Origin of the sequence: Nocardia sp. FDAARGOS_372, assembly GCF_002554515.1 — a bacterium.
In the GTDB taxonomy this organism is placed as follows: domain Bacteria; phylum Actinomycetota; class Actinomycetes; order Mycobacteriales; family Mycobacteriaceae; genus Nocardia; species Nocardia farcinica.
This window is the reverse complement of sequence record NZ_PDDW01000001.1, coordinates 1,533,167-1,546,372: the sequence shown is the minus strand read 5'-3', so window position 1 is coordinate 1,546,372 and position 13,206 is coordinate 1,533,167. Positions and strand designations below refer to the sequence as shown.

Annotated in this window: 10 protein-coding genes; 5 read left to right on the top strand and 5 right to left on the bottom strand. The window is 69.5% G+C overall.

The features are described 5' to 3' along the window. Positions 1-134: 134 nt before the first annotated feature. The 3 genes from katG to CRM89_RS07715 form a co-directional block, all read right to left on the bottom strand. Positions 135-2,354 (bottom strand): catalase/peroxidase HPI, encoded by a 2,220-nt coding sequence (katG, locus tag CRM89_RS07725; protein WP_011209482.1) that lies wholly within the window; start codon positions 2,352-2,354, stop codon positions 135-137. 41 nt (positions 2,355-2,395) lie between these two features. Continuing rightward, entirely contained in the window at positions 2,396-2,836 is a 441-nt protein-coding gene (locus CRM89_RS07720; protein ID WP_011209481.1) for a Fur family transcriptional regulator, read from the bottom strand. A 1,110-nt stretch (positions 2,837-3,946) separates the two neighbouring features. Beyond that, positions 3,947-5,773 (bottom strand): NAD(P)/FAD-dependent oxidoreductase, encoded by a 1,827-nt coding sequence (locus CRM89_RS07715; protein WP_060590986.1) that lies wholly within the window; start codon positions 5,771-5,773, stop codon positions 3,947-3,949. Positions 5,774-5,924: 151 nt separating this feature from the next. Here CRM89_RS07715 and CRM89_RS07710 point away from each other — a divergent pair, with 151 nt between their 5' ends. Both CRM89_RS07710 and CRM89_RS07705 read left to right on the top strand, forming a co-directional pair. Then, positions 5,925-7,196: a GAF domain-containing protein gene (locus tag CRM89_RS07710; RefSeq protein WP_098083605.1), complete on the top strand. Its 1,272-nt coding sequence runs from the start codon at positions 5,925-5,927 to the stop codon at positions 7,194-7,196. A gap of 83 nt (positions 7,197-7,279) precedes the next feature. Next, entirely contained in the window at positions 7,280-9,508 is a 2,229-nt protein-coding gene (locus tag CRM89_RS07705; protein WP_098083604.1) for a molybdopterin oxidoreductase family protein, read from the top strand. A 4-nt stretch (positions 9,509-9,512) separates the two neighbouring features. Here CRM89_RS07705 and CRM89_RS07700 read toward each other — a convergent pair whose 3' ends face one another. Beyond that, positions 9,513-10,061, bottom strand: coding sequence for a TetR/AcrR family transcriptional regulator (locus CRM89_RS07700; protein ID WP_060590993.1), 549 nt, complete (start codon positions 10,059-10,061; stop codon positions 9,513-9,515). A gap of 183 nt (positions 10,062-10,244) precedes the next feature. Between CRM89_RS07700 and CRM89_RS07695 the strand changes: the two genes are divergently transcribed. From CRM89_RS07695 to CRM89_RS07685, 3 genes are all read left to right on the top strand, one after another. After that, complete coding sequence (locus CRM89_RS07695) at positions 10,245-10,883, top strand: TetR family transcriptional regulator (RefSeq protein WP_098083603.1); 639 nt, start codon at positions 10,245-10,247, stop codon at positions 10,881-10,883. Further along, on the top strand, positions 10,877-11,533 hold the full coding sequence (locus tag CRM89_RS07690; protein ID WP_060593307.1) for an enoyl-CoA hydratase-related protein: 657 nt from the start codon (positions 10,877-10,879) through the stop codon (positions 11,531-11,533). The genes CRM89_RS07695 and CRM89_RS07690 overlap by 7 nt, the downstream gene beginning before the upstream one ends. Positions 11,534-11,637: 104 nt before the next feature. After that, positions 11,638-12,420, top strand: a complete 783-nt coding sequence (locus CRM89_RS07685; RefSeq protein ID WP_098083602.1) for a crotonase/enoyl-CoA hydratase family protein — start codon at positions 11,638-11,640, stop codon at positions 12,418-12,420. Positions 12,421-12,423: 3 nt separating this feature from the next. Here the strand turns inward: CRM89_RS07685 and CRM89_RS07680 are convergent, their stop codons facing one another. After that, entirely contained in the window at positions 12,424-13,131 is a 708-nt protein-coding gene (locus CRM89_RS07680; protein WP_098083601.1) for a dienelactone hydrolase family protein, read from the bottom strand. Positions 13,132-13,206 lie beyond the last annotated feature (75 nt).

Genomic DNA, 13,206 nt, shown 5'->3' with positions numbered 1-13,206 from the left:
CCGGTCCGGTTCGTTCCCGCGGGCAACGTTCCCGCTGTCGTGGATGCCGGTGCGGCGCTTGCCGGTAACGCGACGGCGCCCCGCGGACGCGAGGTCCACGGGGCGCCGTGCCCGAGGGGATCGGGCGTGGGGGATCAGGCGAGGTCGAACCGGTCCAGGTTCATCACCTTGTTCCACGCGGCGACGAAATCCTGCACGAACTTCGGCTTGGCGTCGTCGGTGGCGTAGACCTCGGCGAGCGAGCGCAGCACCGAGTTCGAGCCGAACAGCAGGTCGACCCGGCTGCCGGTCCATTTCTGGGCGCCGGTGGCGGCGTCCTTGCCGACGTAGGTGCCGTCGTCGGCGGGGGAGGGCTCCCACACGACGCCCATGTCGAGCAGGTTGACGAAGAAGTCGTTCGTGAGCGACTCCGGCGTCTCGGTCAGCACGCCCAGCGGGGAGCGCTGGTAGTTGGCGTTGAGCACGCGCAGACCACCCACCAGCACGGTCATCTCCGGCGCGGTGAGGGTGAGCAGGTTCGCCTTGTCCACAAGCAGGTACTCGGCGGGCAGCGGGTTGGCCTTGCCGAGGTAGTTGCGGAAGCCGTCGGCCTTGGGCTCGAGTACCGCGAAGCCCTCGGGGTCGGTGAGCTCCTGCGTGGTGTCGGCGCGGCCCGGGGTGAAGGGCACCTCGACCGCCACGCCGGCGTTGCGGGCGGCCTGCTCCACCGCGGCGACACCGCCGAGGACGACCAGGTCGGCGAAGGAGACCTTCTTGTTGCCGGTCTGGGCCGCGTTGAACTGCTCCTGGATGCCTTCCAGTACCGCGATGACGCGGGCCAGCTCGTCGGGCTCGTTGACCTCCCAACCCAGCTGCGGCTGCAACCGGATGCGCCCGCCGTTCGCGCCGCCGCGGTAGTCGCTGCCGCGGAAGGAGGAGGCCGCCGCCCAGGCGGTCTTCACCAGCTGCGAGATCGACAGCTCCGAGGCCAGGATCTGCTCCTTGAGCGCGGCGATGTCGGCGGCGTCGACGAGTTCGTGATCGACCGCGGGGATCGGGTCCTGCCACAGCTGCACCTCGCTGGGCACCTCGGGGCCGAGGTAGCGGGTGACCGGACCCAGGTCGCGGTGGGTCAGCTTGAACCAGGCGCGGGCGAAGGCGTCGGCGAACTCGTCCGGGTTGTCCTTGAACCGCCGGGAGATGACTTCCATCTCGGGATCGACGCGCAGCGACAGGTCGGTGGTGAGCATGGTGGGCAGGCGCTTCTTCGCCGGATCGAACGGATCCGGGATGATCGGCTGGGCGTCCTTGGCGACCCACTGGTTCGCCCCGGCCGGGCTCTTGGTGAGTTCCCACTCGTAGCCGAAGAGGATCTCGAAGAAGTCGTTGCTCCACTGGGTGGGCTTGGTGGTCCAGACGACCTCGAGGCCGCTGGTGATCGCGTCGGCGCCCTTGCCGGTGCCGTGCGAGCTCTTCCAGCCCAGGCCCATCTGCTCGAGCGGGGCGGCTTCGGGCTCCGCGCCGACGAGCGCGGCGTCACCGGCACCGTGGGTCTTGCCGAAGGTGTGACCGCCCGCGATGAGCGCGACGGTCTCTTCGACGGTCATGCCCATGCGACCGAAGGTGTCCTTGATGTCCACCGCGGCCGCGAGCGGATCCGGGTTGCCGTTGGGCCCTTCGGGGTTGACGTAGATCAGACCCATCTGGACCGCGGCCAGCGGGTTCTCCAGGTCGCGTTCACCGCTGTAGCGCTTGTCGCCCAGCCACTCGGCCTCGGGGCCCCAGTAGACGTCCTCCTCCGGCTCCCACACGTCGACGCGGCCGCCCGCGAAACCGAAGGTCTTGAAGCCCATGGTCTCGAGCGCGACGTTGCCGGCCAGGATCATCAGGTCGGCCCACGAGATGTTCTGGCCGTACTTCTTCTTGACCGGCCACAGCAGGCGGCGGGCCTTGTCCAGGTTGCCGTTGTCGGGCCAGCTGTTGAGCGGAGCGAAGCGCTGCTGCCCGGTGTTGGCGCCGCCGCGGCCGTCGGAGGAGCGGTAGGTGCCCGCGCTGTGCCAGGCCATGCGGATCATGAGCGGGCCGTAGTTGCCGAAGTCGGCGGGCCACCAGTCCTGGGATGTGGTCAGCACCTCGGCGATGTCGGCCTTGACCGCGGCCAGGTCGAGGGAGTTGAACGCGGCCTTGTAGTCGAAGTCGCCGAGCGGGTTGCCTTCGGCGGGGTTCTTGGCCAGCACCTTCAGGTTGAGCTGGTTGGGCCACCACTCGTGGTTGCCGCCGCCCTGCAGCGGGTGCCGCAGGCGGCCGGTGACCGGGCAGCCGCCGGCGGCGGGTTCCGTATTGGCTTCACCGATGGGCGGGTGTTCCACAGACACGGTGTTTCCTTTCGGGGGAGAAGCGAGTAAGCAGGCTGTGCTCACTTCGGTGGTGCGGACAGAGCTTTCGAACAGTCGGGGCAGTGGCCCCAGTAGATGACCTCCGCCTCGTCGACGACGAAACCGTGGTCGTGGGAGGCATCGAGGCAGGGCGCTTCGCCCACCGCGCAGTCGACGTCGACGATGACGCCGCAGTCACGGCAGACGAGATGGTGGTGGTTGTCGTCGACCCGGGTCTCGTAGCGGGCGACAGAGCCCATCGGCTGGATGCGACGCAGCAGTCCGGCCGTGGTCAGTGCGCGCAACACGTCGTAGACCGCCTGGTGGGACACCGCTCCGACGCTCTCGCGCACCCGTCCCAGGATCGAGTCCGTGTCCGAGTGCGGATGCTCGTGCACCACGCTCAGCACGGCCAGCCGCTGCGCGGTGACCCGGAGGGACGCGCCGCGCAGGAGCTGCTCGAAATCGGGAACCTTGGACACACTCCGAAAGTTTACACATTCAAGTTTGGAGCACCAGTGAATCGCGGAAAAATGATCGTGAACACACGGTGATGCCCGTGGTGCTGACCGTAGTCCGCCGACCGGACTGTGTACGTGGATTCAGGGATCGGGGGAGACGGTCGCGAATCTGCGCCGGTCGTCGGGCGATTCGGCCTATCGGGGGCAGGTCGGGCCGGGGGTGATGCTGCAAGGTTCTTGACGCGCTCCGGAGCACGAGTGCGCGGTGGCGGCCGAATCCGTCCGGAGGAGCAGAACGTGACGGCGTCGTAGCGGTCAACCGTGCGATCGGTTTTGGAGTATCCGGAAGCCGGCACGGCGGCCGGTACGACATGCGGCGTCGGAGGTGGAATGAGCGCCCAGGATGGTGTGGGTGCGCGGCCTCGGCGCGGACGGAAGCGAGGTTGGTCAGCAGCATGGGACGGCGCGCGGTGACCCGCGAAGTTCATGTCACCCGAGGCTGTACACCCGCGCATCACGGTCCTGATGTCGATCCCTGTCAATCCCGCGAATCAGCCTCGAGGCCATTGCGGGGAGGAGGCGGTGGCGCCGCGCCGGCCGGTTCCCGGCGGTGCAGCCTCTACTTAACATAATGTAGATTATCGGCGTAGAAACGATGGTGGCGGAAGGGGCTGTCGCCAGCTGTCGGCATTACTGTCGCGCCCCTGTGTGCGGCCCGTGTTCGATGGCCGCCGACCTCTGACCCCTGCGGTGGCCGAGTGGATGGATCCCTGGCGAACACCTCCACGCTGCGTTGCGTGGGAACTGTGGAGCGGATCCTTGTTCTCGCGCACCCAGCCTTCCGCGCCGCCGGAATTTTTCCGGTCATCGGTATCGTGGCAGCCTGATCTCGGCGTGGTGCGACCCACCGTCCAGGTCGCCTCGTGCCGCGACCCGGGAAGCCACTCCCCTCTGCCTCCCCCTTGTTCCACGAATCGTCACGTGACGATAAAAGCGGCTGGCAGGAACACTTCGGAAATCCCCCACGCGCCCGATCATCAGTGCGCTACCGCGCCTGGCGCGCGACCGGCACCGTGAGCACGGCAATGCCGGGCCGCTCCTTGTGGGAGCGACCCGGCATCCGGGATTGCCTCAGCTCAGGTGGTAGACCTCCTGGAGGCCGTAGACCGGGGTCGGGATGTTCTCGTAGCGGGCCTTGAGTTGCAGGGCCAGGTACAGGGAGTAGTGGCGGGACTGGTGGAGGTTGCCGCCGTGGAACCACAGGCCGTCCTGCTGGGTGGGCTTCCACATGTTGCGGAGTTCGCCTTCGAACGGGCCCGGGTCCTTGGTGGTGCCGGAGCCGTAGCCCCAGCACTTGCCGACCTTGTCGGCGACGTCCTGGCCGATGAGGTCGGCGGCCCAGCCGTTCATCGAGCCGTAGCCGGTGGCGTAGACGACGAGGTCGGCGGGCAGTTCGGTGCCGTCCTCGAGGATCACCGAGTGTTCGGTGAGCTCGCGGACCTGGCCGTGGGCGAGTTTGATGTCGCCGTTGGCCACCAGCTCCGAGGCGCCGACGTCGATGTAGTAGCCGGAGCCGCGGCGCAGGTACTTCATGAACAGGCCGGAGCCGTCGTCGCCCCAGTCGAGCTGGAAGCCGGCGCGTTCGAGGCGGGCGTAGAAGTCGGCGTCGCGTTCGCGGATGGCGTCGTAGATCGGGATCTGGAACTGGTGCATGATCCGGTACGGCATGGACGCGAAGGTGAGGTCGGCCTTGTCGGTGGTCATGCCCGCGGCGAGGGCGCGTTCGGAGTACAGGTCACCCAGGCCGAGTTCCATCAGCGAGTCGGACTTGACGATGTGGGTCGAGGAGCGCTGCACCATCGTCACGTCGGCGCCGGCTTCCCACAGGGCGCCGCAGATGTCGTGCGCGGAGTTGTTGGAGCCGATGATCACCGCGCGCTTGCCGGCGTAGGCGTCGGGGCCGGGGTGCTGGCTGGAGTGGTGCTGGTCGCCCTGGAAGCGGTCCATGCCCGGGAAGTTCGGGATGTTGGGCTTGCCGGACATGCCGGTGGCGAGCACGAGGTGCTTGGGTCGCAGGACCAGGGGTTCGCCGTCGCGTTCGACGTGCACGGTCCATTCGCCGGTCTGCTCGTCGTAGGTGGCGCTGCGGCAGACGGTCTTGGACCAGTACGGCACCTCCATGATCTTGGTGTACATCTCGAGCCAGTCGCCGATCTTGTCCTTGGGGGTGAAGACCGGCCAGTTGTCCGGGAACGGCAGGTAAGGCAGGTGGTCGTACCAGACGGGGTCGTGCAGGCACAGCGACTTGTAGCGTTTGCGCCACTGGTCGCCGGGACGGTCGTGCTTGTCGACGACGAGGGCGGGCACGCCGAGCTGGCGGAGTCGGGCGCCGAGGGCGATGCCGCCCTGGCCGCCGCCGACGACGACCACGTAGGGCTGGCGGGTCACGCCGAGTTCGCGTTCTTCCTGCTCGCGCTGTTCGGACCAGGTGACGCGCTCGCGGTTGGCGCCGTGTTCGACGCCTTTGGGCCTGCGGGGGCCCTTGTTCTCCTCGTGGCCCTTGAGCTCGCGCAGTGAGGTGAGCAGGGTCCAGGCGCCGCCGTCGGTGAGGCGCAGGTGTCCGGCGGCGCGGCCGACGGCGGTTTCGAAGCCGATCCAGGCGGTGATGACGCCGTCGGCTTCGGTGACGGGTTCGGTGGTGTGGAAGCCGCGCGGGTCGGTGTCGTCGAGGCGGGCGCGCAGCATGTCGGTGACGCCGTCGCGGCCTTCGACGGTCTTGATGTTCCAGGTGAAGGCGATCAGGTCGCGCCAGAAGCTGTCCACCGCGAACATGCCCGCCGCCGCCTCGATGTCGCGGGCGGCGAGGGCGGTTTCGAACTCGCGCAGCCACGTCTCGACCCTGGTCTGGGGGTCGAGTGCTTCCTCGGGTGCCGCCGACGGTTCGAGTGTCCGAGTCATCGGATGTTCCTTCCCACGTTGTTGTGTGAGCTACAGCACAACGCACGGAAATCCGAGTAACAATCGTTGCAGGGCGTTGCATCATCGGTGGTCGTGCGCCGGGGCCCGGGTCGCGTTCGGCGCACCTCGAGCAAGAAGGCGGACAGGCATCATGGGCGAATTCAGTGCGATCACTCCGGGGACGGACCTCCCCCGCTATGCCCGTGACCTGGTGCGGATGCACGATGCGGTGATCGGCGGTGGTCGTTCGCCGATGCGGCCGCGCACGGTGGTGGCGCGGTCCTGGTCGCGGGTGCTGGCGGCGGGGCTGGTGCCGGATCGGCCGAACGAGCGCATGGTGTTGCCGTTGTCGGAGGTGGAGCGGCGGCGCCGGGAGTCGCCGTTGGGCGCGGTGATCGGTGAGGTGACGCAGCTGATCGAGGGGATCGCCGATGCCGCGCAGATGCTGATGGTGGTCAGTGACGCGGACGGGGTGGTGTTGTGGCGGGCCGGGTCGACGAAGGTGCGTCATCGCGCGGACGGGTTGGGGTTCCAGGAGGGTGCGCGCTGGACCGAGCCCGCGGTGGGGACGAACGCGATCGGGACGGCGCTGGCGGAGGCCGAGCCGGTGCAGTTGGTCGCCGGTGAGCACTTCGAGCAGTCGCAGCATCCCTGGTACTGCACGGCGGCGCCGGTGCACGATCCGCGCACGGGCGAGTTGATCGGGGTGGTGGACGTCAGCGGTCCGGCGTTGACGTTGCATCCGACGATCACGGCGTTGATCGGGGCTGCGGTGCGGTTGGCGGAGGGGCAGTTGGCCCGGTATCAGCAGGAGCGTTTGGAGCGGTTGCGGACGGCGTCGATGCCGGCGTTGTCGGCGGTGCGCGGGCCTGCGTTGCTGGTGGACGAGCACGGGTGGGTGGCGCACGCGGTGGGGGTGGCGGCGGGTCGGCGGATCGCGGTGCCGGATGCGGTGCGGGCGGTGCATGTGCCGGGTCTGGGGTTGTGCGAGGCGGAGCCGTTGAACAGCGGGTGGCTGGTGCGGCCGCGGTCGGCCGATGATCGGATCCGGTTGACGTTGGATCTGTCGGGTGCGCCGGTGCTGGTGGCGCGGGGTGAATCGGATTGGCGGCGGACGCTGTCCACGCGGCATGCCGAGATCCTGTTGTTGTTGGATCGGTGTGGTGCGGCGGGGATGACGGTGGCGGCGTTGAGTGCGGCCTTGTACGGCGATCCCGATCATGCGGTGGCGGTGCGGGCGGAGTTGTCGCGGTTGCGGCGGGTGGTGGGGTCGGTGGTGGAGAGCCGTCCGTATCGGTTGGCGCCGGCGGTGGAGTTGACGGTGAGCTGCGGTGGTCTGGACGTGGCGGAGAGTGCGTTCGTGCGGGAGTCGTCGAGTCCGGGGGTGCGGGCGTTGGCGAACCAGCCGGACGCGAGAAGATGAGACGATTTGGCCGAATTTCTCTCTCCGGTGGGTGGGGGCGGCGGTAGCCTGAGCGGAACGACCGTGGAAGGTGACGAAATCCCATGAGCGCTACCACCATTGCCCGGCAGTGCACGCTGTGCGAGGCGCATTGCGGAATTCTGGTGACCGTCGAGGATGCGAAGGTCACGCGGATCGAAGGCAACCCGGAGGACGTGCTGTCCAAGGGCTACATCTGTCCGAAGGCGACGGCGATGGGCGGGCTGCATCACGACCCGGACCGGTTGCGCACGCCGGTGCGGCGGGTGGGTGACCGGTTCGAGCCGATCGGCTGGGACGAGGCGTTCGCCGAGATCGGGCGTCGGTTGCGGGCGGTGCGGGCCGCGCACGGGCCGAGCGCGATCGGGATGTATCTGGGCAATCCGGCCGCGCACAGTTCCTCGGTGATCTACGGGGTGCTGTTGCGGACGGCGCTGCTGACCCGCAACTTCTTCACCGCGTCCTCGATCGATCAGTTCCCGCAGGAGTTCGCGGCCTGGCAGATGTTCGGTTCGAATCTGCTGATGCCGGTGGCCGACATCGATCGCACCGACCGGCTGGTGATCCTGGGCGCGAATCCGGCGGTGTCGAACGGGTCGGTGACGACGATGCCGGGGGCCAAGCTGCGGATCCGGGAGGTGCGCAAGCGCGGCGGTTCGGTGGTGGTGGTGGATCCGCGGCGCACCGAGACCGCGCGATTGGCCGACGAGCACGTGGCGGTGGCCCCGGGCGGTGACGTGTATCTGCTGCTGGCGATGCTGCATGTGCTGGTGGCCGAGGGGTTGTGCGACGAGCGCGCGGTGCGGGACCGCTGTGCGGGCTGGGACGAGTTGCGGGCGCTGGTGGCCGAGGTGACGCCGGAGGCGATGGCGCCGTATGCCGGGGTGGACGCGGCGACGATCCGGCGGCTGGCGCGCGAGCACGCGGCGGCGTCCTCGGCGGTGATGTACGCCCGGATCGGGGTGTGCCAGCAGGTGACGGGCACGCTCACGCATTGGCTGGTGAACACGATCAACGCGGTGACGGGCAATCTGGACAGTCCGGGCGGACAGATGTTCACCACTCCCCCCGTCGACGCGTTGCGGTTCGCGCGGCTGTCGCGGGTGGGGTACGGCGCGTGGACCGACAGCACGGGGACGTTCAAGTCGTTCCGTGGCGAGTTGCCGGTGGCGGTGCTGGCCGAGGAGATCCGCACCGACAGCCCGCAGCGGATCCGGGCGATGATCACCTACGCGGGCAATCCGGTGTTGTCGACGCCGCAACGCGGCCGGTTGGGTGCGGCGCTGGATTCGTTGGAGTTCTATGTGGCGGTGGACATGTATGTCACCGAGACGACCCGGCACGCCGACATCATCCTGCCGCCGATCTCCCAGCTGGAGCGGGAGGACCTGAATTTCCTGTTCCCGGTGTTCAGTGTGCGCAACAACGTGCGCTTCGACGCGCGGGTGTTCGAGCCGCCCGCCGACGGGCTCGAGGATTGGCAGATCCTGGCGCGGTTGGTGACCGAGCTGGTGCCGTTGCCCGCGCGGCGGTTCACCGGGCGGCTGTTGAACGCGCTGTTCGAGGTGGCCAGTCCGTTGCGGTTGACGGCGCTGGGGATGGCGGTGGGCCCGCACGGGGTGCTGCGGCGCGGTCGCAAGGGGGTGACGGTGGCGAAGCTGCGGCGCACGCCGGGCGGGGTGGATCTGGGCCCGTTGCAGCCGCGGTTGCGGTCGATCATCGCGACGAAGGACCGCAAGGTGCAGTTGGCGCCCGCGGATTTCGTGTCGGCGGCGGCGGAATTGGTGGCCGAGGCGCGGGCGGGCCGGGCGTTGACCGCGCCGGCGGACGGGTTCGATCTGAAGTTGATCGGGCGCAGGCATCTGCGCAGCAACAACTCCTGGTTGCACAATCTGCCGTCGATGGTGAAGGGCAAGGATCGCTGCACGGCGCTGATGCATCCGCGGGACGCGCAGGCGCGCGGGCTGGTCGACGGTGAGCAGGTGGAGGTGACCTCGAGTACCGGGTCGATCGTGGTGACGTTGGAGGTGAGCGACGAGATCCGTCCCGGTGCGGTGGCGGTGCCGCACGGGTGGGGTCATCGGGAGCCGGGGGTCGGCTGGTCGGTGGCGGCTTCGTTGCCGGGGGCGAATGTGAATCTGCTGCCGGATCCGGCGTTGACGGACCGGTTCTCGGGCAATTCGGCGGTGAACAACACCTGGGTGCGGGTGGCGCGGGCGACGGGCGAGCCAGATCGTGCGGCCGCGGACATGGTGAGCGATTCGGTCGTGGTGAGCGATCCGGCGACGGTGTGAGCGGTCAGCGGCGGGTGTAGGAGTAGATCAGTCGCTGGTATTGGCCCAGCAGGTCGTGCAGGGAGACGTCGTCGCCGCCGGCGGCGATCTGCTGGTAGCCGATGAGCATCGCCATGCCCATGGAGGTGAGCACGGCGGTGGTGGCGTCGTCGCCGACGATGCCTTTGACGGCTTTGTGCACGGTGCGGCGGCGGGATTCGTCGACGCGTTTGAGGGCGAGGTTGACCGATTCGTCGTTGGCGGCCCAGGCGCGGATGGCGGCTTCGGCGGCGTGGTGCAGGCCCAGGGCGAGGTCGGCCATGGCGGCGATGTCGTCGTGCGGGTTGCCCTGGTTGAAGTTCAGGGTGCGCAGGATGCGGATCTGGCGGTTCTCCCAGTGTTCGAGCAGGGCGTCGACGAAGCCCTGCCAGCTGCCGAAGTGGTGGTAGAACGAGCCGCTGGTGACGCCGAGGCGCCGGCACAGCAGGCCGATGTTGAGTCCTTTGAATCCGAGTTCGGCCAGCACCTCGAGAGCGGTGTCGAAGTACTGCTCCTTGATGACGACTCGTGACATGCGGCGCCGTTCTCTTCGTGCGGACAGGGGTGGGAGGCAGGCGAAGACTACCGCATCACGGGGGTGGGGCGGGACGGCCCGGGAGAATTCCACACGGACCGGACGGTAGGTGAAAACCGTAGTGGGCGTGGGCAAACGCCCCGTGCCGCTATAACAGAGCAGTTGCTCTGTTATAGTTCGGTCATGCCACGTCCCCGAGTGCACGACCCCGACACCGTGCTCGATGCCGCCGAAGCGCTGGCGGTCCGCGCCGGGCCCGCCGCGGTGACGGTGCGCGCGGTCGCCGCGGCCACCGGGATGTCCAACGGCGCGCTCTACCACACCTTCGGCTCGCGGGGCGCGCTGCTGGCGCGCGCGTGGGTGCGTGCCGCGCGCCGGTTCCTCGACGTGCAACGCGCGCTCGCCTTCCCAGAAACGGCTGAGGCACAAGGTAGTTCGGATGCCGAAGCGGCAGTCACCGCGGCGATCGTGGCGGCCGCCGAGGCGCCCAGTGTGTTCGCCGAGCGCTTCCCCGACTCGGCCCGGCTGGTGCTGACGGTCTCGCGCGAGCAGTTGCTCGATGCCGACCTGCCCGCCGAGCTCGCCGCCGAACTCCGCGGCGCCGAACGCGATCTCGTCGCTGTGCTGGTGGATCTGGCGCAGCGGCGGTGGGGTCGCCGGGACCGGCGCGCGGTGCAGGTGCTCACCACCTGCCTGGTCGACCTGCCGACCGCGATCCTGTTGCGCCGGGACCAGCTCGCCGATCCCCACGCCCGTCATCAGCTGCGCGCCGCGGTCCGCGCGGTGCTCGACATCGGTCCCCCGGAAAGGAAATCATCGTGACCACCCTGGAATTCCACGACGGCATCGCCGTGCTCGACCTCGGCGACGGCGAGAACCGCTTCTCCCCCGCCTTCCTCGAGCAGGTGAACGCCCACCTCGACACCGCGCTGTCCGACGGCGCGCTGGCGCTGGTGACCACCGCCGGCGGCAAGTTCTACTCCAACGGCCTGGATCTGGACTGGGTGGCCGCCCACGGTGAGCGGATGCCCTGGTACGTCGAGCAGGTGCAGGCGTTGCTGGCGCGGGTGCTGACCTTCCCGCTGCCCAGCGCGGCCGCGCTGCCCGGGCACGCCTTCGGCGCGGGCGCGATGCTGGCGATGGCGCACGACTACCGGGTGATGCGCGCCGACCGCGGCTACTTCTGTTTCCCCGAGGTCGACATCCACATCCCGTTCACCCCGGGCATGGCGGCGTTGATCCAGGCCAAGCTCACCCCGGCCGCGGCGATCGCGTCGATGACCACCGGGCGCCGGTTCGGCGGCGGTGAGGCCGCGGCGATCGGGCTGGTCGATGCCACCGCCGCCGAGGGCGAGGTGACCGCGGCCGCGCTGGCGATGCTGGCGCCGTTGGGCGGCAAGGATTCCGGCACGCTGGCGGCGGTGAAGAACACCATGTTCGCCGGTGCGGTGGCGGCGCTGCGCGCGGCGTGACCGCCCGGGCGGTGGTGGGTGCGACGCGGGGTGCGCCCACCACCGTGACCGGTAGGTTGGACGGCGGGCCCGCACCGGGGCGGGCCGCACGAGGAGGTCTGTTCATGTCCGATGCCGCCACCCTGGAGCGCCGGGGTTCCGTCGCCCTCATCACCCTCAATCGTCCCGACGCCATGAACGCCGTCGACTCCGCGCTGTCGCGGGCGGTCGGCGCGGCGCTCGAACAGCTCGCCGAGGACCCGCAGCTGCGGGTGGGTGTGATCACCGGCGCCGGGCGCGCGTTCTGCGCCGGTGCGGACCTCAAGGCGCTGGCCGCGGGGCAGAACATCGGTGACCCCGAGCATCCGGAGTACGGGTTCGCCGGACTCGTCCAGCATTTCGTGGACAAGCCGCTGATCGCCGCGGTCAACGGATTCGCCCTGGGCGGGGGCACCGAGATCGTGCTCGCCTGCGATCTGGCGGTGATGAGCGATCAGGCCTCGCTCGGATTGCCCGAGGTCAAGCGCGGGTTGCTGGCGGCCGCGGGTGGGCTGCTGCGGCTGCCGCGCCAGATCCCGCACAAGATCGCCCTCGAGATGGCGTTGACCGGTGCGCCCGTCGACGCCGAGACCGCGGCGCGGTGGGGGTTGGTCAACCGGGTGGTGCCCGCCGATCAGGTGCTGGCGGTGGCGCTGGAACTGGCCGAGACGATCGCGGCCAACGCGCCGCTGGCCGTGCGCGCCTCCAAGCGCATCATCCACCGCGCCGCCGCGTTCGGTTCGGACTGGGACGCGCCGATCTGGCAGATGAACATGGAACAGACCATGCCGGTATTCCTGAGCAAGGACGCCGCCGAAGGTCCGCGCGCGTTCGCCGAGAAGCGGGCGCCGCAGTGGCGAGGCGAATGACCCTCACGCGGTGAGGTGTTGGTCGAAGAAGGCGAAGATGCGCCGCCACGCGTCCGCGGTGGCGGCCTCGTCGTGACCCAGGCCCACCACCCGCAGCAGGCGCTCGCTGCCGAAGGTGTTGGCGAAACCGTGGGTGGTGCGCGGGTAGGTCTTGATGTCGTGCGGGACGCCCAGGTCGGTGAGCGCGCGGTCGAGCTTGCCCGCGGCGCCGATCAGTGAGGGATCCAGGCCCGCGTAGCTGGCCACCACCGGGCAGGCGCCCTCGAGCAGGGTGCGGTAGTCGCCGTAGAGGCCGGGATAGAACGGGGCGGCGGCGTCGAAGCCGTGCGGGGCGGTGAGCAGGGCGAAGCCGCCGCCCATGCAGAACCCGGCGACCGCGGTGCGTCCGGTGCAGTCCGGGTCGGCCAGCAGGTGGTCGCGGGCGGCGAGGATGTCGCGCACCGGCACCGCCTCGGCGTGGTTGCGGCCGCCGGTGAACCACAGCGCGCGCATCACCGCCCGGATGCAGCGGGCCTTGCCGCGGGAGAACAGGTTGGGCGCGATCACCAGGTAGCCGCGCTCGGCGAGCATCGTCACGTGGGTGCGGATGTCGGCGCCGAACTCGAGGGCGTCGTGGATGATCACGATCCCTGGCCACGGGCCCGGCGTATCGGGGCGGGCCAGCAGTGCTTCGATGGGGCCGTCGGGCGCGGGCAGGTCGATGGTCTGCATGGATCGAATCTAGGCCCTCGGCGCGCCGCACGGCCGGTTCCGCGCACCGGTGTGCTCTGGTCGGCCCGGCGAGCG

Excerpts from the sequence above, each read along its gene's own strand:
- CRM89_RS07715 (WP_060590986.1), bottom strand. The coding sequence starts at position 5,773 with ATGACTCGGACACTCGAACCGTCGGCGGCACCCGAGGAAGCACTCGAC.
- CRM89_RS07710 (WP_098083605.1), top strand. The coding sequence starts at position 5,925 with ATGGGCGAATTCAGTGCGATCACTCCGGGGACGGACCTCCCCCGCTAT.
- CRM89_RS07705 (WP_098083604.1), top strand. The coding sequence starts at position 7,280 with ATGAGCGCTACCACCATTGCCCGGCAGTGCACGCTGTGCGAGGCGCAT.
- CRM89_RS07700 (WP_060590993.1), bottom strand. The coding sequence starts at position 10,061 with ATGTCACGAGTCGTCATCAAGGAGCAGTACTTCGACACCGCTCTCGAG.
- CRM89_RS07695 (WP_098083603.1), top strand. The coding sequence starts at position 10,245 with ATGCCACGTCCCCGAGTGCACGACCCCGACACCGTGCTCGATGCCGCC.
- CRM89_RS07685 (WP_098083602.1), top strand. The coding sequence starts at position 11,638 with ATGTCCGATGCCGCCACCCTGGAGCGCCGGGGTTCCGTCGCCCTCATC.
- CRM89_RS07680 (WP_098083601.1), bottom strand. The coding sequence starts at position 13,131 with ATGCAGACCATCGACCTGCCCGCGCCCGACGGCCCCATCGAAGCACTG.